Origin of the sequence: Streptomyces sp. NPDC049813 (assembly GCF_044465085.1) — a bacterium.
GTDB lineage: Bacteria > Actinomycetota > Actinomycetes > Streptomycetales > Streptomycetaceae > Streptomyces.
Map to the genome: position 1 here is coordinate 39,834 of NZ_JBITLI010000024.1, position 26,767 is coordinate 66,600.

Consider the following 26,767-nt stretch of genomic DNA (forward strand, 5'->3'; position numbering starts at 1 on the left):
CGGGGCGCGGGGAACTGCGCGAGCAACCACGACGAGGCGTGCACCCGCGATCACTCAGTCACCCCAACGGCGGGCGGGCGGACGACGCGGAACCACTTCGCCGCTGCCGACCGGGGAAAGCGCGGCGAAGCCGCCGCTTCCAGGGGCGCGGGGAACTGCGCGAGCAACCACGACGAGGCGTGCACCCGCGATCACTCAGTCACCCCAACGGCGGGCGGGCGGACGACGCGGAACCACTCCGCCGCTGCCGACCGAGGGAAGCGCGGGGAACTGCGCCGCAACCACGACGTGGCGTGCACCCGCGACTGCTCGGTCACCCCAGCGGCGAACAACCCCGGCCCCGCCCGACCCCGCGCCGGGCGGAGCGCAGGCTCAGTCCTTCATGAGCGCCGCCGCCTGCCCGGCCACATACCCCCCACCCGGCTGCCGCGTCATCACGTTCAACCGGTTGAACGTGTTGATGGAGGCGATCAGACAGACCAGCGCGGCAAGCTGCTCCTCGTCATAGTGCTTGGCCGCAGCCGCCCACGCCTCGTCCGTGACGCCACCCGCCGCGTCCGCCAGCCGCGTGCCCTGCTCCGTGAGTTCCAGGGCGGCGCGCTCGGCCTCCGTGAAGACCGTGGCGTCCCGCCAGGCCGCGACCATGGTGAGCCGCAGCGCGGTCTCCCCCGCGGCGGCGGCCTCCTTGGTGTGCATGTCCAGGCAGCCCGAACAGCCGTTGATCTGGCTGGCCCGGATCTTCACCAACTCCTGCGTCGCGGCCGGCAGGCCGGAGTCCGCGACCGACAGGTTCGCCGCGACGAGGCGCTTGACGAACCCCATGGCGGTCTTGCTGCCGAACATGTTCAGCCGAGCTTCCATGACGTGCTCCCTGTGCCGTGGTGATGTGCTTCCACCAACGAGACGGAGCGAGCGGGCCCGATTGTGACATGCCCGGGTGTGACGTGGGACACCTACGCCTGGTACTCCTCGACCAGCTCGCGCGAGCGCTTCACGTCGTTCGCGATGGCCTCGACGAGCTCGTCCAGGGACTCGAACTTCGCCATGCCCCGCACGAAGGCCAGGAAGTCCACGGCCACGTGCAGCCCATACAGGTCGAGCCCCACCCGGTCGATGGCGTACGCCTCGACGGTCCGCTCCGTGCCGTCGAACTGCGGGTTGGTGCCGACCGAGATCGCCGCCGGCATCGCCTCGTCGTTCACGTGCAGCCACCCGGCGTAGACGCCGTCCGCGGGGATCGCGGTGTGCGGCAGCGTCTCCACGTTCGCGGTGGGGAAGCCCAGCTCGCGCCCGCGCTGCGCGCCGCGCACCACGACGCCCTCGACGCGGTGCGGCCGGCCCAGGATCTCCCGGGCGCCCGCCACGTCGCCCTCGGCGACCAGGCGCCGGGTCAGCGTGGAGGAGAAGGGCTGCCCGCCGCCGGCGGCGCCGCTCACGTACAGGTCCACGACCTCGACACCGAAGTCGAAGGTGCCGCCCTGCTCGGCGAGGAAGGCCACGTCACCCGCGGCCTTGTGCCCGAAGCGGAAGTTGGGGCCCTCCACGACGACGCGCGCGTGCAACTTGTCGACGAGCACCTTCGCCACGAACTCCGCGGGCGACAGCTTCGAGAACTCGGTGGTGAAGGGCAGGATCAGCACGGCGTCGACACCGAGGTCGGCCATCAGCTCGGCGCGCCGGTGGTGCGGGGCGAGCAGCGGCGGGTGCGAGCCGGGGCGCACGACCTCGCTCGGGTGCGGGTCGAAGGTGACGACGACGGCCGGCAGCCCCAGCTCGCGCGCCCGCTCCACGGCCCGCCCGATGATCAACTGGTGCCCGCGGTGCACCCCGTCGTAGGAGCCGATGGTGACGACGCTGCGCCCCCAGTCCTGGGGGATGTCCTCCAAGCCACGCCAGCGCTGCACGGTGATTGCTCCTCGCAAACCTGTGTACGACGAATCCGTCCCTGCGGTCCCGGCGGCCCCGACGATCTCTCGTTCCGGGCGCCGACGACGCAGCTCTAAGAGTGCCATGCCGACCGTCCGCCTCCCTCATCGGGCGGGCTCAGGCGGGCACCCGGTGACCCGCCAGGTTCCCGATCATGCGGCGGGCGCTCGGCCCGACCAGGGCGGCCCACTCCTGGGGCGCCGCCGCGAGCCAGCGGGCCACCGGCGCGGCGAACCCCGGCACCGTCCGCGCCAGCTCCACCAGGCTCCGGTCGAAGCGCGCGGCGCCCTCCGGGGTGCGGACGAGCAGCGTGCCCGTACGGTGCACCAGCTCGCGCGTGCGGGGCTGTCCGCGCCGCACCGTGCTCCAGGCCGCCGCGCCCAGCACCGCGTCCAGGACGGCCGGCTCCCGCTCCTGGCCGAGCAGCACGTCGAGCAGCTGGGCCCGCGGCTCGCGCGAGCCGGCCGTGCCGGGCGTGGCGAGGACGGCGGCGAGCGCGGTGCGCACGGCCGGGGACCCGGACCGCAGCAGCTCGGTGACGAGCGGGAACAGGAGGGCGTGCGCGGCGGGCCCCTGCTCCAGGCGCCGGTCGACGAAGGCCGCGAGGGGACCTGCGGCGGCCTCCGGGGCGGTGCGGGCCAGCTCGCCCACGAGCGCGCCGGCCCGCCCGGCCAGCGCGGGCGGCGTGAGGTCGGCGAGGGTGCGCAACAGCTCCCCCAGGCCGGGCCCCGGGTCGCCGAGCCGGGTGCGGAACGCCGCGAACACCGCCTCCGGGTGCGTGGCGAGGGCCGGGACGAGCGCCGCCGCGGGCAGCTGCGGGTCGTGGGCGGCGAACCGGCGCAGGGCCGGTCCCAGGTAGCCGGCGCGCGACTGCGGGTCCTGGACGAGCAGGGCGAGCGCGGCGCCGTGCGGCGTGCACTCCGCGGGGCGGGCCAGCAGGGCGAGCGCGGCGTCCCGCAGCAGCGCCCGGTCGGTCTCGGCCGTCACCCGGGCGGCCACCCGGGGCCCGTAGGCGCCGGCCGCCACGTGCCGCGCGGGCCGCTCGTCGCGGGCCCACCGGTCGACGGCCCGGCACAGCGCGGACGGCTCCTCGTCGGCGAGGTCGGCCAGCAGCTCGTCGGCCCGCGGGTGGGCGCAGTCGACCAGCGCCTCCACGAGGTCGTCGACGGCCCGGCCCCGGTGGGTGTGGAGCAGCGCCTGCGCGGCGGTGGCCACGGTGGCGTCGGGCAGCGCGGGCAGCGGCCGCTCGTCGTCGAACCACCGGGTCAGGCGCCGGTACGCGGGGCCCGGCCCGGCGGCCAGGGCCGCGGCGACGGCGTCGAGGTAGCGGCCGCCGGGCCGCGGCGCGTCGTGCACGACGAGGCGGCGCAGCAGCGCGAAGCGGGTGTCGTCGTCCACCGGGAGCGCCGTCCAGAACCAGGGCCCGAAGGCCCCGCGGTCGGCGAGCTCCTCCAGGAGCCCGCGGTAGGGGCGGAGGTCATGGACGCGGAGCAGCACTTCGCTGACCAGATGCGCCGACCACCAGCCCGCCTCGCCCAGGGTCCGCGTCTGCGCGGGCGACGCGAACCAGCAGCACAACGCCCGCAGCCGCGCGGCGAGTCCGGCCGGGCCCGCCTGCCGCTCCACCGCCAGCAGGGCCCGCACCACGGGCCCGGCCCGGTGGCGCGGCACGGGTACGGAGCCGCCGCGCCGCCGGAACACCAGCGCGTCCAGCGCCCCGTCGAGGTCCAGGTGCGTGCCCTGGATCCAGTCGGCCATCTCCTCGTGCGCGAACCGGTACCCGGCCCCCGCGGGCACCAGCACGCCCTCCGCGAGCACCGCCGAGGCCCATCCGCTGACCCCGGCGCGCGGCCCCCACGGGAACAGCTCCTCGAACGTCTCGCGGTCCAGCTCCCCCTGCCCGGGCCCCAGGGAGCGCCGCGCCGCCTCGTGGAGCTGTCCCGAGATCCGGGCCGCGAGCCGCCGCACGCCGCTGCCGCGCACCCCGCCGGGCGCCGCGAGCCGGACCGCGACCCGCAGGCACATCAGGTCGAGCGCGGCGGCGAACACCTCGTCGCGGCCGGGTGCGCCGTCCGCGCCCGCGGGCAGCGCCGCGCGCACCTCGCTCAGCAGCCGCAGCGCGAGCGGATGCCGCGCGTCGGCCGCGGCGAGCGCGTCCTCGGGCAGGCCGAACCGCTCGCGTGCCGTGCGCGCCTGCTCCGCCGTCAGCTCCCCCACCCGCACACAGGCGGGCAGCCGTCCCGGCCGCCCGTGCAGTGCCGCGCCGCCGAAGAGCGCCCCGGCCTGCTCCCAGTACTCGGGCCGGCACGCCACGACGAGTTGCGTCCCGGACGCGGCCAGGGCCCGCTCGGTCTCCCGCGACCACGCGGCGAGCCGGTGGGCGAGGACCGGCCGCATCTCCTCGGGCCCGTCCAGGACCAGCACGAGCGGGGCTCCCGCGGCCCGGGCGACGGCGGCGACCCGCTGCGGCGAGAGGTCCCCGAGGGCGTCCGTGCGGGCGGACCGGGACGCCGCGACGATCCGCCCGGCCCGCTCCAGAGCCCGCCCCGCGGCATCGGTCACCGAGGTGTCGGTGCCGCGCAGGTCGGCGCCGCGCAGCCAGAGCGTCGGCGCGGCCCCCTCGCCCCCGGCCCGCCGCGCGGCGAACGCCGCCAGTTCTGTCGTGCGGCCGCTGCCCGGCTCCCCGACCAGGGCGCACACGGACGCGTCACCGCAGGTGAACGCGGTCAGCTCCCGGACGAGGCCGGGCCGTTCGACGGGACGGACACCGGCCGGGCCCGGCCCGTCGCTGCCGACCGAGACGGCAGCCAGCTGGAGCACGGCGGCCAGGTTCAGATCGGGGCCGTACGCGGGCACGGTGGCGTCGTTGCGGGCCAGCAGCGCGGCGAGCCGGGGCTCGGCGCGTGCCGCCGCGCGCAGCGGCACGGCGAATCCGGCGGCCTCGCGTCCGGCGTGCAGGGCGGTGGCGAGGACCGCGACGACGGCACCGGTCCCGGCATCCAGGACGGGCCCGCCCGCGGCCTGGCCGCCCAGCCGCAGCGCGTCGGCCCCGGCCGTGCCGACCGCCAGCTCCATCGCGCCCGCCAGCAGGTGGAAGCGGTCGGTCGCGGTGTACGTCACGTCGACGTGCCCGAGCACGCGGGCCTCGCGCCACCCGCCGGCGGCGATCCGCAGATACGTGCCCGGCTTCCGGCCGGGGCCCGCCCCGACGGGCAGCGGCGGTGCGCCCAGGCCGTCGGTGCGCACCAGCGCGAGGTCGATCCCGGGCAGTTCGACCACCGCATCGGGCCCCACCAGGCAGGTCGCCCCGCCCGGCCCGTGCAGCACCACGCGTCCGAGTCCGTCCACCGCCTCGTGGCTGGTGACGACGGTGCCGCGGTCGTCCGCGACGAACCCCGTCCCGCGCGGCCGCCCGGCGAGATCACAGATCCGTACCAGAGGCGGATCCACCATGCCGCGCCCCTCCCGCCGCTCTCCGTTACGCCCCGTATGTCCGACGGTAGGCGCGCGGTGATCAGCCGGACAGGACGCGGAGCGAACGCGCCCCCTTCCGCTCCCCCATATCACTCCGAGCGCCTGCCCGAAGGGGTGAACGAAACGGCCGCGCGGATAGACCCTTGAAAGGGGGAACAAAGGGGGAACAGGGGGAGCGTGGAGCGGCGGCCACCCGGTGTCCGGGCGACCGCCGCTCCACGAAGGCGACTCTGCTCCTCAGGCGAACACGGCGAGGCTCTTGGCCTTGCCCTTCGACTCCTCGACGAGCGCGAGGAACCGGCCCGCCGCGTCGAAGACGCCGACCGGCCCCCGGCCCGCGTACTCCTCGGGCATGTCGATCCGTACGCCGTTCAGCAGCAGCTTCCCGCGGCGCTCGTCCACGTCCCAGCGGGGGAACGCGGCGGCCGCGGCCTCGGCGACCGGCAGCACGGACAGCTCCTCCTGGTGCTGGTCGAGCGTGCGCGCCGCATCGAGCTTGTAGGGCCCGACACGGGTGCGGCGCAGCGCGGTGAGGTGCCCGCCGACACCGAGGCCCGCGCCGAGGTCGCGGGCGAGCGCCCGGATGTAGGTGCCGGAAGAGCAGACCACGGAGACGACCAGGTCGAGTACGGGGGTGCCGTCCTCGGCGACCGCGTCCCGGATGTCGTGGACCATGAACGACGAGACCGTGACCGGCCGCGCCGGGATCTCGAAGTCCTCGCCGTCCCGGGCCCGCTTGTAGCTGCGGACGCCCTTGATCTTGATGGCGCTGACCTTCGACGGCACCTGCATGATGGCGCCGGTCAGCTCGGCGATGCCCGCGTCGATCGCCTCGCGCCGGACCCCGGAGGCGTCGGTGGACGAGGTGATCTCGCCCTCCGCGTCGTCGGTCAGGGTGTTCTGGCCCAGGCGGATGGTGCCCAGGTACTCCTTCTCGGTCAGCGCGAGGTGGCCGAGGAGCTTGGTGGCGCGCTCGACGCCGAGCACGAGCACCCCCGTCGCCATCGGGTCGAGGGTGCCCGCGTGGCCGACGCGGCGGGTCCTGGCGATCCCGCGCATCTTGGCCACGACGTCGTGCGAAGTGAAGCCCGACGGCTTGTCGACGATGACAAGGCCGTCGGGCGGTGGGGTGCGGTCGGACATGCTCAGGCGTCGCCGTCCGTCTCGTCCTCGCCGTCGTCGGAGGCCGCGGCGTCGGTCGCGTCCTCCGACTTGCGGTACGGGTCGGCGCCGCCGGCGAACGTGGCGCCCGCGGACGTCTCGCGCACCTTCTCGTCGGACTGCCGCGCCCGGTCGAGGAGGTCCTCGATCGTCTTGGCGTTGTCCGGCAGGGCGTCCGCGACGAAGGTCAGGGTCGGCGTGAACTTCACCCCGGCCGCCGCGCCGACCGCGGAGCGCAGGACACCCTTGGCGCTCTCCAGTCCGGCAGCCGCCTCGGCGCGCTGCTCGTCGTCCCCGTACACCGTGTAGAAGACGGTCGCTTCCCGCAGGTCACCCGTGACGCGGGTGTCCGTGATGGTGACGTGGGTGCCGAGCCGCGGGTCCTTGATCCCGCGCTGCAGCTTCTTGGCCACCACCTCTCGGATGAGGTCCGCCAGCCTCTTGGCGCGCGCGTTGTCGGCCACTGGTCCGTCTCCTTAGTAACTGTCTCGCTTGTTGCTTCAGTCTTCGTCGCTGTGGAGCCTGCGTCGAACCGAGAGCAGTTCCACCTCGGGCCGTCCGGCGACCAGCCGCTCACAGCGGTCCAGCACGTCGGAGAGGTGTCCCGTGTCCCCGGAGACCACCGCGAGCCCGATCTCGGCCCGCCGGTGGAGGTCCTGGTTCCCCGTCTCCGCCGCACTCACCGCGTATTTGCGCTGGAGTTCGGCCACGATCGGACGGACCAGAGAGCGTTTCTCCTTCAGCGAGTGCACGTCGCCGAGGAGCAGATCGAAGGACAGAGTCCCCACATACATGTGTGTCCGGATGTCCCGCCGGTGCGGGTTCGTACGGTCGTGACTGACGTGACGCCGATACGAAGACCGTACACGCAACGGCCGGGGCCGATCGACGGAAATAAGCTCCGCCGACCGGCCCCGAACCGCTTGCCGCGTGGATGATCCGCGTGGGATCAGGCGCGCGGCTTCTCGCGCATCTCGTACGTCGCGATGACGTCGTCGACCTTGATGTCGTTGAAGTTGCCGAGGTTGATACCGCCCTCGAACCCTTCGCGGATCTCGGTGACGTCGTCCTTGAAGCGACGCAGGCCGGAGATGTTGAGGCTCTCCGCGATGACCTTGCCATCGCGCAGCAGGCGCGCCTTGGTGTTGCGCTTGACCTCGCCGGACCGGACGAGCACACCGGCGATGTTGCCCAGCTTGGACGACTTGAAGACCTCGCGGATCTCCGCCGTGCCGAGCTCGACCTCTTCGTACTCCGGCTTGAGCATGCCCTTGAGGGCCGCCTCGATCTCCTCGATGGCCTGGTAGATCACCGAGTAGTACCGGACGTCGACGCCCTCGCGCTCCGCCATCTGCTGCGCACGGCCGGCTGCCCGGACGTTGAAGCCGATGACGATGGCGTCGGAGCCGGTCGCCAGGTTGATGTCGGACTCGGTGACCGCACCCACACCGCGGTGCAGGACGCGGATGTCGACCTCGTCGCCGACGTCGAGCTGGAGCAGCGAGGACTCGAGGGCCTCCACCGAACCGGACGCGTCGCCCTTGATGATGAGGTTGAGCTCCTGCACCAGACCGGCCTTGAGGGCCTCGTCCAGGTTCTCCAGGGAGAACCGGACGCCGCGGCGCGCGAAGTTGGCGTTGCGCTCGCGGGCGGCGCGCTTCTCGGCGATCTGACGGGCCGTACGGTCCTCGTCCACCACCAGGAAGTTGTCGCCGGCACCCGGGACGTTGGTGAGACCGAGCACGAGGACGGGGGTCGAGGGACCCGCTTCCTCGACGTTGTTCCCGTTGTCGTCGAGCATCGCGCGGACTCGGCCGTACGCGTCGCCGACCACCATCGTGTCGCCGATGCGCAGCGTGCCGCGCTGGACCAGGACCGTCGAGACGGCACCGCGGCCCTTGTCGAGGTGCGACTCGATCGCGATGCCCTGCGCGTCCTGCTCCGGGTTGGCCCGCAGGTCGAGCGAGGCGTCCGCGGTCAGGACCACGGCCTCGAGCAGGGAGTCGATGTTGAGACCCTGCTTGGCGGAGATGTCGACGAACATGGTGTCGCCGCCGTACTCCTCGGCCACCAGGCCGTACTCGGTCAGCTGACCGCGCACCTTGGTCGGGTCGGCACCCTCGACGTCGATCTTGTTGACCGCGACGACGATCGGGACCTCGGCGGCCTTGGCGTGGTTGAGCGCCTCGACCGTCTGCGGCATGACGCCGTCGTTGGCCGCGACCACGAGGATCGCGATGTCGGTCGACTTCGCACCACGGGCACGCATGGCGGTGAAGGCCTCGTGACCCGGGGTGTCGATGAAGGTGATCTTGCGATCTTCCTCGTTCACCTCGGTCGTGACCTGGTACGCACCGATGTGCTGCGTGATGCCGCCGGCCTCACCCGCGATGACGTTCGTCTTGCGGATGGTGTCGAGCAGGCGGGTCTTACCGTGGTCGACGTGACCCATGACGGTGACGACCGGCGGACGGGAGACGAGCATCTCCTCGCCGCCCTCGTCCTCGCCGAACTCGATGTCGAAGGACTCCAGCAGCTCGCGGTCCTCCTCCTCGGGGCTGACGATCTCCAGGACGAAGTTCATCTCGTCCGCGAGGAGCTTCAGCGTCTCGTCGGAGACGGACTGCGTGGCCGTGACCATCTCGCCGAGGTTCATCATCACGCCGACGAGCGACGCCGGGTTGGCGTTGATCTTCTCGGCGAAGTCGGTGAGCGAGGCACCGCGCGACAGGCGGACGGTCTGTCCGTTGCCGCGAGGCAGCATGACGCCGCCGACCGACGGGGCCTGCATGGCCTCGTACTCCTGGCGCCTCTGCCGCTTCGACTTGCGGCCACGACGGGCGGGCCCGCCGGGACGGCCGAACGCGCCCTGTGTGCCACCGCGGCCACCCGGACCACCGGGACGGCCACCGAAGCCGGGACGGCCACCGCCGCCACCGGGACGACCGGCGAAACCGCCGCCACCGCCACCGGGACCACCGGGACGGCCGGCGAAGCCGCCACCGCCACCGCCGCCGGGACGGCCGGCGAAGCCGCCGCCACCGGGACGACCGCCGCCGCCACCCGGACGACCGCCGCCGCCGGGACCACGGCCACCGCCGGGGCCACCACCGGGACGCGGGCCCGCGGCGGGACGCTGCGGCATCATGCCCGGGTTCGGACGGTTACCACCGGGGGCGCCGCCGGGACGCGGACCGGCCGCGCCGCCCTGCGGGCGAGGCATGCCGCCCGGGGTCGGACGGGCGCCGCCCTGACCCTGCGGACGAGGACCACCCTGGCCGCCGCCCTGGGGACGGGGGCCGCCGGGGGCACCCTGGCCGCCGGGACGCGGGGCGCCGCCCGGACGGGGCGCCTGCGGGCGCGCCATGCCGGTGGAGCCACCAGAGGTGAAGGGGTTGTTGCCCGGACGCGGACCCGCGGGACGGGCACCGCCGGGACGGGGGGCGCCACCCTGGCCGCCCTGGCGCGGGGCGCCCTGACGGTCACCGCGGTCACCGCGGTTGTCGCGGTCGCCACCACGGCTGTCGCGGCCCTGGCCACCCTGCGCGGGGGCCGGACGGCCACCGGGCTTGGGGGCACCGGGACGGGCACCCGGACGCGGGCTGCCGGCCGCCGGGGCCGACGAGGCGGCCGGGGCGGCGGGAGCCGCGGGGGGCGCCGTGAACTCGGGCGCGGCGGGCGCCGGCGAAGCGGGCTTGGGAGCCGGCTTCGGGCCGGGGCGCGGGCCCGGGGCCGACGCGGGGGCGGCCGGCGCGGCCGGAGCCTGCTCGGCGGCGGCCGGCTTCGGGGCCGGCGGGCGCGGCGCGGCAGGCTTGGCGGCCTGCGCGGGAGAGGGGGTGGGACGCGGCGCCGCGGGCTTCGCGGGCGCGGCCTTCTTGGCGGGCTTGCCGCCGTTGCCCTGCTGGAGGGCGTCTGTCAGTTTGCGTACTACCGGCGCCTCGATCGTCGAGGACGCCGAACGTACGAACTCACCGAGTTCTTGGAGCTTGGCCATGACGACCTTGCTCTCTACGCCGAACTCCTTGGCGAGCTCGTATACCCGGACCTTAGCCACTTCGCTCCTTTTAGGTCCGGGTTACGCCGGACCGTCGCTACTTCATGGGCGTACTCATCGCGTGCTCATCGAGTGCTCATCGCAATCTCGACCTACTTCCAACTCGCGGGGTACCAGGGCCGCACAGGGGTTCCGTGCGGCGCTTCTTACGGTGTCGCCTGCTCGATCCGGTGGCGCAGCGCCTCCGTGTCGAACGGTCCAGGGGCCTTGTACGCCCGCTGGAACGCCCGGCGGCGGACCGCCAGGTCGAGACAGACCAGGGCGGGGTGCACGTAGGCACCCCGGCCGGGCAGCGTACCGCGATCATCGGGGACGCATCGGCCCTCGGTCACCACGATCCGCAGCAGATCGCTCTTGGCCGCTCGCTCCCGGCATCCCACACAGGTTCGCTCAGGGCATGCGCGGGCGTGCGTCCGGCCAGACACGATTAAGTCTACCTCCCCGTATCGACCTCACCCCTTCGGGGCATAAATCGAACGGCTGTTTCTTGTCACATTCTGTCGTGATCCAAGCGCACAGCGCCCGGATTTATTCCCCGCCGCGACGGTCCCGGCCGTCGCGGCCGCCGTCCCGACCGTCCCGGTCCCGACCATCCCGGCTGTCGCCCTCGGGGGCGGCCTGCTCGGTGTCGGGGCGGATGTCGATGCGCCAGCCGGTGAGCCGGGCCGCGAGCCGCGCGTTCTGCCCTTCCTTGCCGATGGCGAGGGAGAGCTGGTAGTCGGGGACCGTCACCCGGGCCGAGCGGGCGCCGAGGTCGACGATCTCGACCTTGGAGACCCGGGCCGGGGAGAGCGCGTTCGCCACCATCTCCGCCGGGTCGTCCGACCAGTCGACGATGTCGATCTTCTCGCCGTTCAGCTCGCCCATCACGTTGCGCACGCGGCCGCCCATCGGGCCGATGCAGGCACCCTTGGCGTTGAGCCCGCTGCGCGTCGAGCGCACGGCGATCTTCGTGCGGTGGCCGGCCTCGCGGGCGATGGCCGAGATCTCGACGCTGCCGTCGGCGATCTCCGGCACCTCCAGGGCGAAGAGCTTCTTCACCAGGCTGGGGTGCGTGCGCGAGAGGGTCACGGACGGACCGCGCACGCCCTTCGCCACCCGGACGACGTACGAGCGCAGGCGCATGCCGTGCTGGTAGACCTCGCCCGGCACCTGCTCCTGCACCGGCAGGATCGCCTCCAGCTTGCCGATGTCGACCAGCACGTTCTTCGGGTCGCGGCCCTGCTGGACGACGCCCATGACGATGTCGCCCTCGCGGCCCGCGTACTCGCCGAGCGTCGCGTCGTCCTGCGCGTCGCGCAGCCGCTGCAGGATGACCTGCTTGGCGGTGGTGGCGGCGATGCGGCCGAAGTCCGAGGGGGTGTCGTCGAACTCCTTGGCCTCCTGGCCCTCTTCGAGGTCCGCCGGGTCCTCCGTCGCCCACACCGTCACATGGCCGCTCTCGCGGTCCAGCTTCACGCGGGCGCGGCGGAAACTTCCTTCGGTGCGGTGGTAGGCGATGAGGAGGGCCGACTCGATCGCCTCGACCAACAGGTCGAAGGAGATCTCCTTCTCCCTGACCAGCCCCCGCAGGGCACTCATGTCGATGTCCACGGCTACGCCTCCTCTGCTTCCGATACGTCGTTCTTGTTCTTGCGGTTGAACTCGACCTGGACCCGCGCCTTGGCGATGTCCGCGAAGCCGAGCCTGCGGGCGGTGGCCTTGCGGCCCTTCACGCCCGGCACCTCCAGGTCGAGGCCGTCGTCGTCGACCGTCAGGATGCGCGCCACCAGCTCGGACTCGTCGGTCAGCTGGAACTTCACGAGGCGGTCCGTCGCCCGGACGTAGTGCCGGTGCTCGGTGAGGGCGCGCTCGGCGCCCGGCGTCCCGACCTCCAGCTCGTACTCGCCGTCGCCCATCGCGTCCGTCTCGTCGAGCTTCGCCGAGAGCGCGCGGCTCACATCGGCGACCTGGTCGAGGTCGGCTCCCGTGTCGGAGTCCACGACGACGCGCAGCACCCGCTTCCGTCCTACCGAGGCGATCTCGATCTCTTCGAGGTCGAGCCCCTGGGAGCCCACGAGCGGTTCCAGTAGTTCCCGCAGCCTCTCGTTCTGGGTCGTGCTCATCCGGGTGACTCCTCGGCCGCGTGTGCTGTTGTGGTGTGTCGGCGTTCCTCTGCGCGTCAGGTCAAAGGGTATCCGGTCCAGGGGGGTGTTGCGGTCCACGGGGCGCGGGGCGACGGTACGGTGATCACCGGCCGTGCCGCCCCGGTCGTGCCGACACCGCCCCCAGCCTGCCGAGGACGACCGCCCGTGCCCCTCACCTCCCAGGCCCGCCCAGGGCCACGCCGTAGAACGATGCTCGCCTCGCTGGCCGGGGCCGCGCTGCTGACCGGGTGCTCGGACGGCGGCGACGAAGGCACCGGGGGCGCCCCCTCGCTCGCGCTGGAGAAGCGGCTGAGGGCGCGCGCGGCCCGGGAGAGCGCCGATCTGCTCGGCCAGTACGACGCGGCGCTCGCCGCGCGCCCCGCGCTCGCGGACCGGCTCGGCCCGCTGCGCGCGGAGGTGGAGCGGCACGTGTCGGCGTTCGGCGGGGCCAGGCGGCCGTCGGCGCTCACCCCGTCGCCGACCACGCCGCCGGTCGCCGAGGCGGACGTGCGCACGGCGCTGGCGGCGGCCGAGCGGGCGCTGTCGGACCGGCGCACCGCGGCCCTCGCCGACCCCGGCACCCCCGCCGAGCACGCCCGGCTGCTCGCGTCGGTGGCGGCCGCCGGGGCCGCGCACGCGTACCTGCTGACGGAGGGATGGCCGGGATGACCGGGATAGACGGGATGGACGGGATGGACGAGAGCGGACTGCTGGCCTCGGTGCAGGCGGCCCTGCGCGCCGAGCACGCGGCGGTGTACGGGTACGGGGTGGTCGGCGGCCGGATCGGGCAGAGCCGGCGCGCGGAGGCGAGGGCGGCCTACGACGCGCACCGCTCCCGCCGCGACGGGCTCCGGCGCACCGTGCGCGACCTGGGCGGCACCCCGGAGGAGTCGGCCGGGGCGTACGCGCTGCCGTTCCCGGTGCCGGACGCGGCCGGGGCGGCCCGGCTCGCCGCGGACATCGAGGACAAGGTCGCCGGCGTCTACGCGGACCTGGTGCGGGCGGCGGGCGGCGCACGGCGCCGGGACGCGGCGGACGCGCTGCGGGAGGCGGCGGTCCGTGCGGTGCGCTGGCGCGGCGGGAGCGTAGCCTTCCCTGGGCTCGCCGAACGGGCCGCGGTGCCCTCCGCGCCCGCCTCGGCGTCCCCGCGTACGTAAGCGGTCGCCGGCTCCGGCGACCGCGCCCGCTCGGAAGGGAATCTCTCGCGCATGGCTCTCGAACCGCCGCAGCGGCTGGTGAACGCTCTCGGCGAGGTGCGCGACGAGGGGGCGACCTCGTGGCTGGACCGGCTCGGCGTCCTGCTCGACGAGGCCGCGGCCCGGCGCGAGGTCACCGTCGAGCGGGTGCAGGTGCCCGGCGGGCGCAGCAGCCTGGTCGCCCATGTCCGTACGGCCGACGGGGCGCCCGCGGTGCTGAAGCTGGCGCCCGAGCGGTTCCGTCCCGAGGCGGAGCGGGCGGCGCTGACGCACTGGGACGGTTTCGGGGCGGTCCGCCTCCTCGATCCCGGGATCAACGACGGGGCGATGCTCCTGGAGCGGCTGCACCCGGAGGTCTCGGTCCGCACGCTGCCGGAGGCGAAGGCGCTCCTGGAAGCGGCGGGCACGCTGCGGCGGCTGTGGACGGAGCCGCCGGCCGGGCGCAACTGCGAGACCGTGCCGGAGCGCACGGGCCGCCAGGCCACGGCGATGCGGGCGTCCGTGGCGGCCTTCCCCGAGGTCGCCCCGCTGGTCGACGCGGCGGTCGGCGCCCGGGACGAGCTGGCGGCGGCGCCGCCGGAGCCGCGGCTGCTGCACGGCACGTTCCGTCAGTCCAAGGTGGTCTCCGGGGAGCGGATGCCGTGGCTCGCGGTCGGTCCTGACCCGGTCGTCGGCGAGTGCGCGTTCGACCTGGCCCGGCTCGTGCGCGACCGCGTCGAGGACCTGATCGGCTCGCCGTCGGGCCCCGCCATCACCCGGCGCCGCGTGAAGCGGCTGGCCGAGTCGCTCGACGTGGACCAGGAGCGGCTGCGGGGCTGGACGCTGTTCCGGGCCGTCGAGTCGGGGGTGCGGGCCCTGCGGGTGGGCCGGGAGCGGGACGGCGAGAACCTGCTGGAGTTCGCGGGCTGGCTCTGAGCCCCTCGCCCCAGCGCACACGGCAGCGCCCCGGATGCGGACATCCGGGGCGCTGCCGTGTGCGGTGGGGCGCTCAGGCGGTGAGGCGGGCGACGGCCTCCGCGACCGTCAGCTCCTCGCGCTCGCCGGTGCGGCGGTCCTTCAGCTCCACGACGCCGTCGGCGCTGCGGCGGCCCGCGACGAGGATCTTCGGCACGCCGATCAGCTCGGAGTCGGTGAACTTCACGCCCGGGGAGATGCCGGGGCGGTCGTCGACCAGGACGCGGACGCCGGCCGCGGCCAGCTGCTCCGAGACGTCCAGGGCCAGCTCCGTCTGGAGGGCCTTGCCGGCGGCGACCACGTGCACGTCGGCCGGGGCGATCTCCTCGGGCCAGATGAGGCCCTTGTCGTCGGCGTGCTGCTCGGCGAGGGCGGCGACGGCGCGCGAGACACCGATGCCGTACGAGCCCATGGTGACGCGGACCGGCTTGCCGTTCTGGCCGAGCACGTCGAGCTGGAAGGCGTCGGCGTACTTGCGGCCGAGCTGGAAGATGTGGCCGATCTCGATGGCGCGGTCCAGCTTCAGGCCCGTACCGCAGTTGGGGCAGGGGTCGCCCTCCTGCACCACGACGACGTCGACGTACTCGGAGACCTCGAAGTCGCGGCCCGCGACGACGTTCTTCGCGTGGACGCCCGGCTTGTTGGCGCCGGTGATCCAGGCGGTGCCGGGGGCGACGCGCGGGTCGGCGAGGTAGGTGACCTTCTCCAGGCCCTGCGGGCCGACGTAGCCGCGCACCAGGTCGTCGCGGCCCTCGAAGTCCTCGGCCGTGACCAGCTCGACGGCGGCCGGGGAGAAGTGCGCCTCGACCTTGTCCATGTCGACCTCGCGGTCGCCGGGGACGCCGACGGCGACGATCTCGCCGTCGACCTTGACGAGGAGGTTCTTCAGGGTGGCCGACGCCGGGACGTCGAGGTGCGCGGCGAGCGTCTCGATGGTCGGGGTGTCGGGCGTGGGGATCTCCTCGAGCGCGGGGGCGCCGGCCGCGTCCACCGGCTTCAGGGCGAAGGTGACCGCCTCGGTGTTGGCGGCGTAGTCGCACTGCGGGCAGTCGGCGAAGGTGTCCTCGCCCGCGCCGGCCGGGGCGAGGAACTCCTCGGACTTGGAGCCGCCCATGGCGCCCGCGGTGGCGGCGCAGATGCGGTAGTCGAGGCCGAGGCGCTCGAAGACGCGCTGGTAGGCGGCGCGGTGCAGGGCGTAGGACTCGGCGAGGCCCTCGTCGGTCAGGTCGAAGGAGTAGGAGTCCTTCATCTGGAACTCGCGGCCGCGCAGGATGCCGGCGCGCGGGCGGGCCTCGTCGCGGTACTTCGTCTGGATCTGGTAGAGGATCACCGGCAGGTCCTTGTAGGACGTGCACTGGTCCTTGACCAGCTGGGTGAAGATCTCCTCGTGGGTCGGGCCGAGGAGGTAGTCGCCGCCCTTGCGGTCGTTGAGGCGGAACAGCTCGGCGCCGTACTCCTCCCAGCGGCCGGTCGCCTCGTAGGGCTCCTTGGGCAGCAGTGCGGGGAGCAGGACCTCCTGGGCGCCGATGGCGTCCATCTCCTCGCGGACGACGCGCTCGACGTTGGCGTACACCCTGCGGCCGAGCGGCAGCCAGGACCAGACACCGGCCGCGGTGCGACGCACGAAACCGGCGCGGACCAGCAGTTTGTGGCTGAGCACCTCGGCGTCCGCCGGGTCGTCGCGCAGGGTCTTCACCATCAAGCGGGACATGCGCTGGACCTGGACCTTGGCCATGATTCTTGACTCCTGCGACGAAAGGGTTGTGCCCAGGAGGTTAGCCGGGCGGTCGGCGCGGCCGGAAATCGGTCCGGGTCAGCGCCGCAGCGGCAGGGGCGCGCCCATGACGGCGTACGGCTTCGGGGCGCTGGGGAACAGGACCTGGCGGGAGAGGTCGTCGTAGCCCAGCGAGTGGTACAGGCCCCGGGCCGGGCTGTCGAAGTCGATCGCGGAGAGGATCGAGCGGGGCTGTGCGGCGCCGTCGGTGATCGTGGTGATGAGGGTCCGGCCGATGCCCCTGTTCTGGTAGCCGGGGTGGACGTGCAGCTCGGTGATGACGAAGGAGTCGTCGAGCCAGTGGTCGTGGCCGCGGGCGCGCAGGTACGGCTCGACGACCGTGGACCACCAGTGGGTGCGGTCGTTGGGCATGCCGTAGACGAAGCCGACGAGGCGGCCGGAGTCCGTGGTCGCGCCGAGGGCGCGGGCGCCCGTGTACGTCATGTGGCGCAGCACGATCTGGCGGCGGACGGCGACCTCCTCGTCGCTCAGGCCGAAGGCGTGCGCCTGGACGGCGAGGGCTTCGTCGACCCGGGCGTGCAGATCGAGGGGCCCGATGGTGACGGCGTCGTCCGTCCGGTTCCGGTGCGGCATAGCCCGGAGGGTACCCCGGGGGGCGGGGGCTACGTATGGGGGGCCGGGTGGGCTAGAAGAGCACGCTCATGAAGGCGCCGACCTCTTCGAAGCCCACGCGGCGGTACGCGGCGCGGGCCGGGGTGTTGAAGTCGTTGACGTAGAGGCTGACGACGGGGGCGACGTCGGCGAGGGCGTAGCGCAGCACGGCGGCCATGCCGGGGGCGGCGAGGCCGCGGCCGCGGTACTCGGGGGCGACCCAGACGCCCTGGATCTGGCAGGCCTGGTCGGTCGCGGCGCCGATCTCCGCCTTGAAGACGACCTTGCCGTGCTCGTCGAGGCGGGCGAAGGAGCGGCCGGAGCCGACCAGTTCGGCGACGCGCGCCTGGTAGAGCAGGCCGCCGTCGCCGGCCAGCGGGGAGACGCCGACCTCTTCGGTGAACATCGCCACGCACGCCGGCATGATCGCGTCCATCTCGTCCTTGCGGATGCGGCGCACGTACGGGTCCGGGGGGACGTCGGCGGACATCCGGTCGGTCACCATCAGCGGCTGGTGGGGCCGGACGTCGCGGGCCGGGCCCCAGCTCGCCTCCAGGAGGCGCCACAGCTGGGCGGTGGGTCCGGCGGGCCCGACGATCGAGGAGCAGCGGCGGCCGGCCCGGCGGGCCCGGTCGGCGAAGCCGCGGATCGCGCGGTCCGTCGCGCAGATCGGGACGAGGTTGGCGCCCGCGTAGCAGAGGGAGGCCAGCATGCCGTCCTCGTACCAGCCCCACATCTCGCCGCCGAGGCGCCAGGGGTCCAGGCCCGCGACGCGGACGCGGGCCGTCACGAAGGCATTGGCGACCGGCTCGCGGTCGAGCACGGCGAGCGCGGCGTCGAGGTCGCTCGGTTCGAGGACCCGGGTGGTGGTCTGAGTCAACACGTGCGGGTGGGCCTTCGCCTGGTGGGGGCTGGTCTCCGCACTGTACCTGCCGGTGCTTTGTGCCGCCTCGGCCTCTGCGGGGCTGCTCGCGCGACTGCCCGCGACCCTTTCATGCAGTTCTTCGGCTGACGCGCCGGTGGGGCTTCTCGCGCAGTTCCCCGCGCCCCTGGAGCATGCGGCTTCGCCGCAGCCCCATGGGCCGCTGAGATGGCGCACGCAGTGCGCATCTCAGGGGCGCGGGGAACTGCGCGACCAGCCACGACGGCGGTGAGCCGAACGGACCGGCCGGGAGGGGACCGGTTCAGCCTGCGACGGCCACCGACGGCTCGCCGGAGGCGACGCCGTCCTTCTCCATCTGCTCGGCGATCTTCAGCGCCTCCTCGATGAGCGTCTCCACGATCTTCGACTCGGGCACGGTCTTGATGACCTCGCCCTTGACGAAGATCTGCCCCTTGCCGTTGCCGGAGGCGACACCGAGGTCGGCCTCGCGGGCCTCCCCCGGGCCGTTCACGACGCAGCCCATGACGGCGACGCGGAGCGGCACCTCCATGCCGTCGAGGCCGGCGGTGACCTCCTCGGCGAGCTTGTAGACGTCGACCTGGGCGCGGCCGCAGGAGGGGCAGGAGACGATCTCCAGGCGGCGCGGGCGCAGCCCGAGCGACTCCAGGATCTGGTTGCCGACCTTGATCTCCTCGACCGGCGGTGCCGAGAGCGAGACGCGGATCGTGTCGCCGATGCCCTCGGAGAGCAGCGCGCCGAAGGCGACCGCGGACTTGATCGTGCCCTGGAAGGCGGGACCGGCCTCGGTGACACCGAGGTGCAGCGGGTAGTCGCACTTCTCGGCGAGCAGCCGGTAGGCGTTGACCATCACGACCGGGTCGTTGTGCTTGACCGAGATCTTGATGTCGCGGAAGTCGTGCTCCTCGAAGAGGGACGCCTCCCACAGCGCGGACTCGGCGAGCGCCTCGGGGGTCGCCTTGCCGTACTTCTGGAGCAGGCGCCGGTCGAGCGAGCCCGCGTTCACCCCGATGCGGATCGGGGTGCCGTGGTCCCGGGCGGCCTTGGCGATCTCCTTGACCTTATCGTCGAACTGCTTGATGTTGCCCGGGTTGACCCGGACCGCGGCGCAGCCCGCCTCGATGGCGGCGAAGACGTACTTGGGCTGGAAGTGGATGTCGGCGATCACCGGGATCTGCGACTTCTTGGCGATGACGGGCAGCGCGTCGGCGTCGTCCTGCGTGGGGCAGGCCACACGGACGATCTGGCAGCCGGACGCGGTCAGCTCGGCGATCTGCTGGAGCGTGGCACCGATGTCGGACGTCCGCGTCGTCGTCATCGACTGCACCGAGACCGGCGCGTCGCCGCCGACGGCCACCGTGCCGACCTGGATCTGCCGGCTCTTGCGCCGCTCGGCGAGCTTGAGCGGTACATCCGGCATGCCGAGTGAAATCGCAGTCATCTGCTGTGCAACCCCAAGGTGTGGATCGAGGACCGAGTCCAGAGGCTTTCGAGATTACGTCACCGGCGCGCGGCCGAGCACATCGCGCCGGTCAATCCACCCGAAGGTGGGCGGCCGGACACCCAGGGTGTCCGGCCGCGGTGAACCAGGGGTGATCAGGAGATTCTCACCGGGTTGACGACGTCGGCGATCAGCACCAGGAGCGTGAAGCAGACGAAGATTCCCGCCACCACGTACGCGACCGGCATGAGCTTCGCGACATCGAAGGGGCCCGGGTCGGGGCGCCGGAACACCCGGGCGAGATTGCGCCGCAGCGCCTCCCACAGGGCGCCCGCGATGTGGCCGCCGTCGAGCGGGAGCAGCGGCAGCATGTTGAAGAGGAAGAGCGAGAGGTTGAAGCCGGCGACCAGCATCAGCGACATCGCCAGCTTCTGGGTGGCCGGGATGTCGAGCGCCGCGATGTCGCCGCCGACCCGGGCCGCGCCGACCACGCCCATCGGGGAGTCCTGATCGCGGGGGCCGTCGCCGAAGGCCGCGTCCCACAGGGCCGGGATCTTCGCCGGGAGGGCGACGATGGAGTCGACGGCGTCGCCGACCCGGTCGCCCATCCACGTCACGGAGTCGCCGAAGTCCTGGTGGACGACGCCGGTGGCGGCGGTGAAGCCGAGGAAGCCGGCCTTGACGTACCCGTCGGTGATCTGGCCGCCGGAGTCCTTCTTCGCGACCTGGTTGGTGGCGATGTGCGCGTGCAGCGTCCGGCGCTGTCCGTCGCGCTCGACGACGATCGGGACGGTCCGGCCCGCGCTCTCGCGGATCTTGTCGGACAGCACGTTCCACTTGTCCGTGGTGATCCCGTCGAACGAGACGATCTTGTCCTTGGCGCGCAGGCCCGCGGCCGCGGCCGGCGACTGCGGGTCGGAGGCCTTGCAGGTGTCGCGCTCCGCGCTGGCCTGGATGACGCACTTCGAGACGGACTCGACCACGTTCGTCTGCTGGGTGATGCCGAAGCCCATGAGGACCGTGAAGAAGAGGCCGACCGCGAGGATCAGGTTCATGAAGGGGCCCGCGAACATCACGATGACGCGCTTCCAGGGCTTGCGCGTGTAGAAGAGGCGGGTCTCGTCGCCGGGCTGGAGCTCCTCGTAGGCGGCGGCGCGGGCGTCCTCCACCATGGAGCGGAACGGCGAGGTCGAGCGGGACTCGATGCGGCCGTCCGCGCCGGGCGGGAACATCCCGATCATGCGGATGTACCCGCCGAGCGGGATCGCCTTGACGCCGTACTCGGTGTCGCCCTTCTTCCGCGAGAAGAGGGTCGGGCCGAAACCGACCATGTACTGCGGGACGCGGATGCCGAAGAGCTTCGCGGTCGACAGGTGGCCCAGTTCGTGCCAGGCGATGGAGATGAGCAGGCCCACCACGAAGACGACTACGCCGAGGATCATCATCAAGGTCGTCATGCACGAGCCTCCGCGGCTGCTTCGTCCCGATCGGTCAGTTCACGGGCCCGGGCGCGTGCCCAGGTCTCCGCTTCGAGGACGTCCGCGACGGTCAGGGAAGTTCCCGGCACCGCCGGCACGCCGTGTTCCTCGACGACCCGGGTGACGGTCTCCATGATCCCGTTGAACGGCAGGGCGCCCTTCAGGAAGGCGTCCACGCACTCCTCGTTGGCGGCATTGAACACCGCCGGGGCCGTGCCCGCGAGTTCCCCGACGTGCCGGGCCAGACCCACCGCGGGGAACGCCTCGGTGTCCAGGGGGAAGAACTCCCAGCTCGCGGCCTGCGTCCAGTCGAACGCGGGGGCCGCGTCCGGGATCCGCTCCGGCCAGCCGAGGCCGATCGCGATCGGGCCGCGCATGTCGGGCGGCGTCGCCTGGAGGATCGAGGAGCCGTCGACGTACTCGACCATGGAGTGCACGTAGGACTGGGGGTGCACGACGACCTCGATGCGGTCGAAGGGGATGTCGTACAGCAGGTGCGCCTCGATGACCTCCAGGCCCTTGTTGACCAGGGTCGCGGAGTTGACCGTGATGACCGGGCCCATCGCCCAGGTCGGGTGGGCGAGCGCGTCCTCGACGGTGACGTGCGCGAGGTCCGCCTTGGTGCGGCCGCGGAACGGGCCGCCGGAGGCGGTGACGACGAGCTTGCGCACGTCGGCGCGGGTGCCGGCGGCGAGTGCCTGGAAGAGCGCGGCGTGCTCGGAGTCGACCGGGATGATCTGCCCGGGCTTCGCGAGCGCCTTCACCAGGGGGCCGCCGACGATCAGCGACTCCTTGTTGGCGAGGGCGAGGGTGCGGCCCGCGCCGAGCGCGGCGAGCGTGGGCGCCAGGCCGATCGAGCCGGTGATGCCGTTGAGCACGGTGTGGCAGTCGCCGCGCCCGGCGATCTCGGTGGCGGCGTCGGGCCCCGCGAGAAGCTCCGGCAGCGGCTCCCCCGGCCCGTACCGCGCGGCCAGTGCCTCGCGCAGCGCGGGCACGACGTCCTCGCGGGCGACGGCGACGGTGCGCACGCGCAGCCGGTGCGCCTGCTCGGCGAGGAGGGCCACCCGGCCGCCCGCGGCGCTGAGGGCGGTGACGCGGAAGCGGTCCGGGTTGCGCAGCACGAGGTCGATGGCCTGCGTGCCGATCGAGCCCGTCGAGCCCAGCACGGCGATGTCCCTGGGGGCGTCGCCGGGAGCGGGGTCGAAGACGAGGTGCGGGTCGGCGAGCGGCGATGGGCTGTCGGTCATCCCCCTATTGTTGCCTGGCTTCGCTGTGAGCCGGACGGGGCTACCCCGTACGGGGGCGGTCCGCGGCCTCAGCGGGTCATCCCGCGCACGTAGTGGCCGAGGTTGGCGCTGACCAGACCCCGTACGTACAGGGCCGCGCCGGTGACGAGCACCGGCACGGAGACCGCGAGGACGGCCAGGAGAGTGGGCCAGGGGATCACCGCGCAGGGGTTGCGGACGCCGTCCCGGTAACCGAGTTCGAGCCGTTCGAAGAGCGGGGCGCCGCACCCCGGGTCGGCGCCGAGGACGGACCAGGGCAGGACGAGCCGCAGCACGACGTAGAGCCACAGGAGGCCGCCGGCGGACAGCAGGAACAGGCCGCGCCCGCGCATCCGCCGGGTCTCCGCCAGGAAGCGGCGCTCCAGCTCGTCGCGGTACTTCGTCTCGTCGCGCATGCGGCCCCCGGTGTCTCGTGCAGCAGATCCGCCGGAGCGTACCGGCCGGTCCGCCCGCCGGGTGGGGCGGGGTGGTCAGCGGATCGGGCGGTGGACGTCGTCGCGCTTGCTCGGGCCGTGCGTGGCGTCGGCGATCCAGGGGCCCTCGCCGCTGGGGTCGACGATGCCCTGCTCCAGCCAGGTGTAGGTGCCGCCGAGGACGCCCTTGACGACCGTGCGGTCGACGTCGTCGGTGTTGGTCCACAGGCGTGCGAAGAGTTCGTCGGCGCGGATGCGGGCCTGGCGGCAGAAGACGTCGGCGAGCTGGTAGGCCTCGCGGCCGTGCTCCTCGGTGGTGCGCAGGAGCTCGGCGCGGACGCAGGCGGCGCTCATGGCGAAGAGTTCGGCGCCGATGTCGACGATGCGGCCGAGGAAGCCCTGTTTGGTCTCCATGCGGCCCTGCCAGCGGGACATGGCGTAGAAGGTGGTGCGCGCCAGTTTGCGGGCCGCGCGTTCCACGTAGCGCAGGTGGCCGGAGAGGTCGGGGTGGCCCGCCGGGTGGAACTCGGCGTAGGAGCGCGGGAGTTGGCCCGGTCCCGCGACGAGCTTCGGCAGCCACCTGGCGTAGAAGCCGCCGGCTTTCGCGCCCGCCTTCGCCTTGTCGGCGAGGGAGGTGTCGGGGTCGATGAGGGCGCCGGCCACGGACAGGTGGGCGTCGACGGCCTCGCGGGCGATCAGCAGGTGCATGATCTCGGTCGAGCCCTCGAAGATGCGGTTGATGCGCAGGTCGCGCAGGACCTGTTCGGCGGGGACGGCGCGCTCGCCGCGGGCCGCGAGGGAGTCGGCGGTCTCGAAGCCGCGGCCGCCGCGGATCTGGACCAGTTCGTCGGCCATCAGGCAGGCCATCTCGGAGCCGTACAGCTTGGCGAGGGCGGCCTCGATGCGGATGTCGTTGCGGTCCTCGTCGGCCATCTGCGAGGAGAGGTCGAGGACGGCCTCCAGTGCGAAGGTGGTCGCCGCGAGGAAGGAGATCTTCGCGCCGACCGCCTCGTGGAACGCGACCGGCTTGCCCCACTGCTCGCGCGCCGCGGACCACTCGCGGGCGATCTTCAGGCACCATTTGCCGGCGCCGACGCACATCGCGGGCAGCGAGAGGCGGCCGGTGTTGAGGGTGGTGAGGGCGATCTTGAGCCCCGCGCCCTCCGGGCCGATCCGGTTCGCCGCGGGGACGCGGACCTGGTGGAAGCGGGTGAGGCCGTTCTCCAGGCCGCGCAGGCCCATGAAGGCGTTGCGGTGCTCGACGGTGATGCCGTCGGCGGCGGCCTCGACGACGAACGCGGTGATGCCGCCCTTGTGCCCCTCGGACCGCGGCACCCGCGCCATCACGACGAGGAGGTCCGCGACGACCCCGTTCGTCGTCCACAGCTTCACCCCGTCGAGGACGTAGTCGTCGCCGTCCGGGACGGCCGTCGTGGCCAGGCGCGCGGGGTCGGAGCCCACGTCGGGTTCGGTGAGCAGGAACGCGCTGATGTCGGTGCGGGCGCAGCGCGGCAGGAACGCGTCCTTCTGCTCCTGGGTGCCGAACATCTTCAGCGGCTGCGGTACGCCGATCGACTGATGGGCGGAGAGCAGCGCGCCGATGGCGGGGCTGGCCGAGCCGACCAGGGCGAGCGCCTTGTTGTAGTAGACCTGCGTGAGGCCGAGGCCGCCGTACTTCGTGTCGATCTTCATTCCGAACGCGCCGAGTTCCCTGAGCCCGTTGACGGTCTCGTCGGGGATCCGTGCCTCGCGCTCGATGCGGGCCGAGTCGATCTTCGTGTCGCAGAAGTCGCGCAGCCGGGCGAGGAAGGCCTCGCCGCGCCGGGCGTCCTCGTCGGGGGGCACCGGGTGCGGGTGGATGAGGTCGAGCCGGAACCGGCCGAGGAACAGCTCCTTGGCGAAGCTGGGCTTGCGCCAGTCCTGTTCGCGGGCGGCCTCGGCGACCTGCCGGGCCTCCCGTTCGGAGACCTTGGCCCGGGGCTTGGGTGTTGCGGACATGAGGTTCACCTCGCCGCGCGTCGGTGCACCGGACCGGCCCGTTACCGGCTGGTGCTACTCGATCGTATGTACCCGATCCGGGCCGCCCCGGCCAGTCCTCGCGCGGCCCCGGACGCGCGCGGCGGCGGCCGGAGCCCCCGCACAGCGGGCTCCGGCCGCCGCCGGTCCTCAGCGGGCGCGGCCCGCGGTCACAGGGCGAGGCCCGTCAGCACCAGGACGCGCTCGTAGGTGTAGTCGTCCATGGCGTAGCGCACGCCCTCGCGGCCGACGCCGGACTGCTTGGCACCGCCGTAGGGCATCTGGTCGGCGCGGTAGGACGGCGCGTCGCCGATGACGACGCCGCCGACCTCCAGGGCGCGGTGGGCGCGGAACGCCGTCTGCAGGTCGTGGGTGAAGACCCCGGCCTGGAGGCCGTACTTGGAGTCGTTGACGGCGGCGAAGGCCGCGTCCTCCCCGTCGACCTTCTTCACGGTCAGGACCGGTCCGAAGACCTCCTCGCAGGAGAGCGTGGCGTCGGCCGGCACGTCGGTGAGGACGGTCGGCGCGTAGGTCGCGCCGTCCCGCTCGCCGCCCGTGAGGAGGGTGGCGCCGGCGTCGACGGCCTCGGTCACCCATGCCGCCACGCGCTTGGCGGCGTCCTCGCTGACCAGCGGGCCCACGTCGGTGGCGTCGTCGGCGGGGTCGCCGGTGACCTGGGCCTCGACGGCCGCGACGATCTTCGGGAGCAGCCGGTCGTAGACGGCGGCGTCGGCGATGACGCGCTGCACCGAGATGCAGGACTGGCCGCCCTGGTAGTTGGAGAAGGTGGCGATGCGGCCCGCCGCCCAGTCCAGGTCCGCCTCGGAGGCGTAGTCGGCGAGGACGACCGCCGCGCCGTTGCCGCCGAGCTCCAGGGTGCAGTGCTTGCGGGGCACGCTGTCCATGATCGCGTAGCCGACGGGGCCGGAGCCGGTGAAGGAGATGACGGGCAGGCGCTCGTCCTGGACGAGGGCGGGCATCCGCTCGTTCGGGACGGTGAGGACCGACCAGGAGCCGGCCGGCAGCTCCGTCTCGGCGAGCAGTTCGCCGAGGACGAGGGAGGACAGTGGGGTCGCGGGGGCCGGCTTGAGGATGATCGGGGCGCCGACCGCGAGGGCCGGGGCGACCTTGTGGGCGCTCAGGTTCAGCGGGAAGTTGAACGGCGCGATGCCGAGGACGACGCCCTTGGGGACGCGGCGGGTCAGGGCGAGGCGGCCGGTGCCGCCCTGGTCGGTGTCGAGCCGCTGGGCGTCGCCGCTGTTCCAGCGGCGGGCCTCCTCGGCGGCGAACCGGAAGACGCTGACCGCGCGGCCGACCTCGCCGCGGGCCCACTTGATCGGCTTGCCGTTCTCGGCGGAGATCAGGCGGGCGATCTCCTCGGTGCGCTCGGCGAGGCGGGCCGCCACGTGGTTCAGTGCCGTGGCCCGTACGTGGGCCGGGGTCGCCGCGAACTCGTCGCGGACCGCGTGGGCGGCCGCCACGGCCTCCTCGACCTGGGCCTCGGTCGGGGTGCTGACGGTGCCGACGAGGCGGCCGTCGTAGGGGTTGGTGACGTCGAAGGTGACGTCCCCGGTGGCCTGGCGGCCGGCGAGCCAGAAGGGGTGGGTGGCGGTCATGGTTCTTCTACCGGCCTTTCGATGACGTGGCGCTTGCGCTTGCTCTGCTGTGACCTTAGGGGGGTCGGGGGGTGCTTCGTCTTGGCCGGGGTGGAGTGGGCGGGCCCGTCTCTTCGCCGCTTAGGCGGGGTTCTGGCCCGGCCCGCCTCGTGCAGGCGCGGCGGCGCCTGGCCCTTTGCGGCCGTCGTTCGTCCACCGGCCGGTGGGGGCTTCTCGCGCAGTTCCCCGCGCCCCCAAAAGACGCACTGCGTGCGCCCCCGTCTCGTCCGCGGGCCCGGTGGGGCTTCTCGCGCAGTTCCCCGCGCCCCTGAGATGCGCACTGCGTGCGCCATCTCATCG

General features: G+C 73.3%; 22 protein-coding genes. 3 read left to right on the top strand and 19 right to left on the bottom strand.

Annotated elements, in window-relative coordinates; translation table 11 throughout:
* Nucleotides 1–372 precede the first annotated feature (372 nt).
* From ACIBW6_RS33540 to rimP, 10 genes are all read right to left on the bottom strand, one after another.
* On the bottom strand, nucleotides 373–861 hold the full coding sequence (locus ACIBW6_RS33540; RefSeq protein WP_399066458.1) for a carboxymuconolactone decarboxylase family protein: 489 nt from the start codon (nucleotides 859–861) through the stop codon (nucleotides 373–375).
* A gap of 92 nt (nucleotides 862–953) precedes the next feature.
* The gene (locus tag ACIBW6_RS33545; RefSeq protein WP_399066460.1) at nucleotides 954–1,904 is read right to left on the bottom strand and encodes a bifunctional riboflavin kinase/FAD synthetase; all 951 of its coding nucleotides are present in this window, start codon (nucleotides 1,902–1,904) and stop codon (nucleotides 954–956) included.
* Between the two features lie 139 nt (nucleotides 1,905–2,043).
* Nucleotides 2,044–5,379, bottom strand: a complete 3,336-nt coding sequence (locus ACIBW6_RS33550) for a serine protease (protein ID WP_399066462.1) — start codon at nucleotides 5,377–5,379, stop codon at nucleotides 2,044–2,046.
* Between the two features lie 258 nt (nucleotides 5,380–5,637).
* Nucleotides 5,638–6,543 (bottom strand): tRNA pseudouridine(55) synthase TruB, encoded by a 906-nt coding sequence (truB, locus tag ACIBW6_RS33555; protein WP_399066464.1) that lies wholly within the window; start codon nucleotides 6,541–6,543, stop codon nucleotides 5,638–5,640.
* A 2-nt stretch (nucleotides 6,544–6,545) separates the two neighbouring features.
* The gene (gene rbfA, locus ACIBW6_RS33560) at nucleotides 6,546–7,025 is read right to left on the bottom strand and encodes a 30S ribosome-binding factor RbfA (RefSeq protein WP_399066466.1); all 480 of its coding nucleotides are present in this window, start codon (nucleotides 7,023–7,025) and stop codon (nucleotides 6,546–6,548) included.
* A 36-nt stretch (nucleotides 7,026–7,061) separates the two neighbouring features.
* Nucleotides 7,062–7,355 carry a DUF503 domain-containing protein gene (locus ACIBW6_RS33565; RefSeq protein WP_037626190.1) on the bottom strand — a complete coding sequence of 98 codons (294 nt, stop codon included), beginning with the start codon at nucleotides 7,353–7,355 and terminating at the stop codon, nucleotides 7,062–7,064.
* A 155-nt stretch (nucleotides 7,356–7,510) separates the two neighbouring features.
* Complete coding sequence (infB, locus tag ACIBW6_RS33570; protein ID WP_399066468.1) at nucleotides 7,511–10,615, bottom strand: translation initiation factor IF-2; 3,105 nt, start codon at nucleotides 10,613–10,615, stop codon at nucleotides 7,511–7,513.
* A gap of 146 nt (nucleotides 10,616–10,761) precedes the next feature.
* The gene (locus ACIBW6_RS33575) at nucleotides 10,762–11,040 is read right to left on the bottom strand and encodes a YlxR family protein (protein ID WP_399066470.1); all 279 of its coding nucleotides are present in this window, start codon (nucleotides 11,038–11,040) and stop codon (nucleotides 10,762–10,764) included.
* Nucleotides 11,041–11,143: 103 nt separating this feature from the next.
* Nucleotides 11,144–12,208 carry a transcription termination factor NusA gene (nusA, locus tag ACIBW6_RS33580; protein WP_399066472.1) on the bottom strand — a complete coding sequence of 355 codons (1,065 nt, stop codon included), beginning with the start codon at nucleotides 12,206–12,208 and terminating at the stop codon, nucleotides 11,144–11,146.
* A gap of 2 nt (nucleotides 12,209–12,210) precedes the next feature.
* Nucleotides 12,211–12,720, bottom strand: coding sequence for a ribosome maturation factor RimP (gene rimP / locus ACIBW6_RS33585; protein WP_399066473.1), 510 nt, complete (start codon nucleotides 12,718–12,720; stop codon nucleotides 12,211–12,213).
* A 186-nt stretch (nucleotides 12,721–12,906) separates the two neighbouring features.
* On the opposite strand from rimP, the gene ACIBW6_RS33590 reads away from it, so the two are divergent.
* From ACIBW6_RS33590 to ACIBW6_RS33600, 3 genes are read left to right on the top strand one after another with little or no spacing between them, the layout of a single operon-like run.
* Complete coding sequence (locus tag ACIBW6_RS33590) at nucleotides 12,907–13,410, top strand: hypothetical protein (protein WP_399066475.1); 504 nt, start codon at nucleotides 12,907–12,909, stop codon at nucleotides 13,408–13,410.
* The gene (locus tag ACIBW6_RS33595; protein ID WP_399066477.1) at nucleotides 13,398–13,898 is read left to right on the top strand and encodes a ferritin-like domain-containing protein; all 501 of its coding nucleotides are present in this window, start codon (nucleotides 13,398–13,400) and stop codon (nucleotides 13,896–13,898) included. Before ACIBW6_RS33590 ends, ACIBW6_RS33595 begins: the two co-directional genes overlap by 13 nt.
* A 51-nt stretch (nucleotides 13,899–13,949) precedes the next feature.
* A complete protein-coding gene (locus ACIBW6_RS33600; protein ID WP_399066479.1) occupies nucleotides 13,950–14,852 on the top strand; it encodes an aminoglycoside phosphotransferase family protein in 903 nt (300 codons plus the stop codon).
* Between the two features lie 73 nt (nucleotides 14,853–14,925).
* Here ACIBW6_RS33600 and ACIBW6_RS33605 read toward each other — a convergent pair whose 3' ends face one another.
* The 9 genes from ACIBW6_RS33605 to ACIBW6_RS33645 form a co-directional block, all read right to left on the bottom strand.
* Nucleotides 14,926–16,626, bottom strand: a complete 1,701-nt coding sequence (locus ACIBW6_RS33605) for a proline--tRNA ligase (RefSeq protein WP_399066481.1) — start codon at nucleotides 16,624–16,626, stop codon at nucleotides 14,926–14,928.
* Between the two features lie 78 nt (nucleotides 16,627–16,704).
* On the bottom strand, nucleotides 16,705–17,259 hold the full coding sequence (locus ACIBW6_RS33610) for a GNAT family N-acetyltransferase (protein WP_399066482.1): 555 nt from the start codon (nucleotides 17,257–17,259) through the stop codon (nucleotides 16,705–16,707).
* Between the two features lie 52 nt (nucleotides 17,260–17,311).
* Nucleotides 17,312–18,160 (bottom strand): GNAT family N-acetyltransferase, encoded by an 849-nt coding sequence (locus tag ACIBW6_RS33615; RefSeq protein WP_399066484.1) that lies wholly within the window; start codon nucleotides 18,158–18,160, stop codon nucleotides 17,312–17,314.
* A 301-nt stretch (nucleotides 18,161–18,461) separates the two neighbouring features.
* On the bottom strand, nucleotides 18,462–19,619 hold the full coding sequence (gene ispG, locus ACIBW6_RS33620) for a flavodoxin-dependent (E)-4-hydroxy-3-methylbut-2-enyl-diphosphate synthase (RefSeq protein ID WP_399066486.1): 1,158 nt from the start codon (nucleotides 19,617–19,619) through the stop codon (nucleotides 18,462–18,464).
* A 155-nt stretch (nucleotides 19,620–19,774) separates the two neighbouring features.
* Nucleotides 19,775–21,064 carry a M50 family metallopeptidase gene (locus tag ACIBW6_RS33625; RefSeq protein WP_399066531.1) on the bottom strand — a complete coding sequence of 430 codons (1,290 nt, stop codon included), beginning with the start codon at nucleotides 21,062–21,064 and terminating at the stop codon, nucleotides 19,775–19,777.
* An 8-nt stretch (nucleotides 21,065–21,072) separates the two neighbouring features.
* Nucleotides 21,073–22,344 (bottom strand): 1-deoxy-D-xylulose-5-phosphate reductoisomerase, encoded by a 1,272-nt coding sequence (gene dxr, locus ACIBW6_RS33630; RefSeq protein ID WP_399066488.1) that lies wholly within the window; start codon nucleotides 22,342–22,344, stop codon nucleotides 21,073–21,075.
* Nucleotides 22,345–22,412: 68 nt separating this feature from the next.
* Nucleotides 22,413–22,778 (bottom strand): hypothetical protein, encoded by a 366-nt coding sequence (locus ACIBW6_RS33635; protein WP_399066491.1) that lies wholly within the window; start codon nucleotides 22,776–22,778, stop codon nucleotides 22,413–22,415.
* 75 nt (nucleotides 22,779–22,853) lie between these two features.
* Nucleotides 22,854–24,794: an acyl-CoA dehydrogenase family protein gene (locus ACIBW6_RS33640; protein WP_399066493.1), complete on the bottom strand. Its 1,941-nt coding sequence runs from the start codon at nucleotides 24,792–24,794 to the stop codon at nucleotides 22,854–22,856.
* Nucleotides 24,795–24,982: 188 nt separating this feature from the next.
* Complete coding sequence (locus ACIBW6_RS33645) at nucleotides 24,983–26,428, bottom strand: aldehyde dehydrogenase family protein (RefSeq protein ID WP_399066495.1); 1,446 nt, start codon at nucleotides 26,426–26,428, stop codon at nucleotides 24,983–24,985.
* Between the last annotated feature and the right edge of the window lie 339 nt (nucleotides 26,429–26,767).

Bases quoted from the DNA above. Each gene is read 5' to 3' on its own strand.
- ACIBW6_RS33605 (WP_399066481.1), bottom strand. From the start codon at position 16,626: ATGGCCAAGGTCCAGGTCCAGCGCATGTCCCGCTTGATGGTGAAGACC.
- ispG (WP_399066486.1), bottom strand. From the start codon at position 19,619: ATGACTGCGATTTCACTCGGCATGCCGGATGTACCGCTCAAGCTCGCC.
- ACIBW6_RS33540 (WP_399066458.1), bottom strand. From the start codon at position 861: ATGGAAGCTCGGCTGAACATGTTCGGCAGCAAGACCGCCATGGGGTTC.
- ACIBW6_RS33610 (WP_399066482.1), bottom strand. From the start codon at position 17,259: ATGCCGCACCGGAACCGGACGGACGACGCCGTCACCATCGGGCCCCTC.
- truB (WP_399066464.1), bottom strand. From the start codon at position 6,543: ATGTCCGACCGCACCCCACCGCCCGACGGCCTTGTCATCGTCGACAAG.
- ACIBW6_RS33565 (WP_037626190.1), bottom strand. From the start codon at position 7,355: ATGTATGTGGGGACTCTGTCCTTCGATCTGCTCCTCGGCGACGTGCAC.
- ACIBW6_RS33600 (WP_399066479.1), top strand. From the start codon at position 13,950: ATGGCTCTCGAACCGCCGCAGCGGCTGGTGAACGCTCTCGGCGAGGTG.
- ACIBW6_RS33635 (WP_399066491.1), bottom strand. From the start codon at position 22,778: ATGCGCGACGAGACGAAGTACCGCGACGAGCTGGAGCGCCGCTTCCTG.
- ACIBW6_RS33625 (WP_399066531.1), bottom strand. From the start codon at position 21,064: ATGATGATCCTCGGCGTAGTCGTCTTCGTGGTGGGCCTGCTCATCTCC.
- ACIBW6_RS33550 (WP_399066462.1), bottom strand. From the start codon at position 5,379: ATGGTGGATCCGCCTCTGGTACGGATCTGTGATCTCGCCGGGCGGCCG.
- ACIBW6_RS33595 (WP_399066477.1), top strand. From the start codon at position 13,398: ATGGCCGGGATGACCGGGATAGACGGGATGGACGGGATGGACGAGAGC.
- ACIBW6_RS33640 (WP_399066493.1), bottom strand. From the start codon at position 24,794: ATGTCCGCAACACCCAAGCCCCGGGCCAAGGTCTCCGAACGGGAGGCC.
- rimP (WP_399066473.1), bottom strand. From the start codon at position 12,720: ATGAGCACGACCCAGAACGAGAGGCTGCGGGAACTACTGGAACCGCTC.
- dxr (WP_399066488.1), bottom strand. From the start codon at position 22,344: ATGACCGACAGCCCATCGCCGCTCGCCGACCCGCACCTCGTCTTCGAC.
- ACIBW6_RS33645 (WP_399066495.1), bottom strand. From the start codon at position 26,428: ATGACCGCCACCCACCCCTTCTGGCTCGCCGGCCGCCAGGCCACCGGG.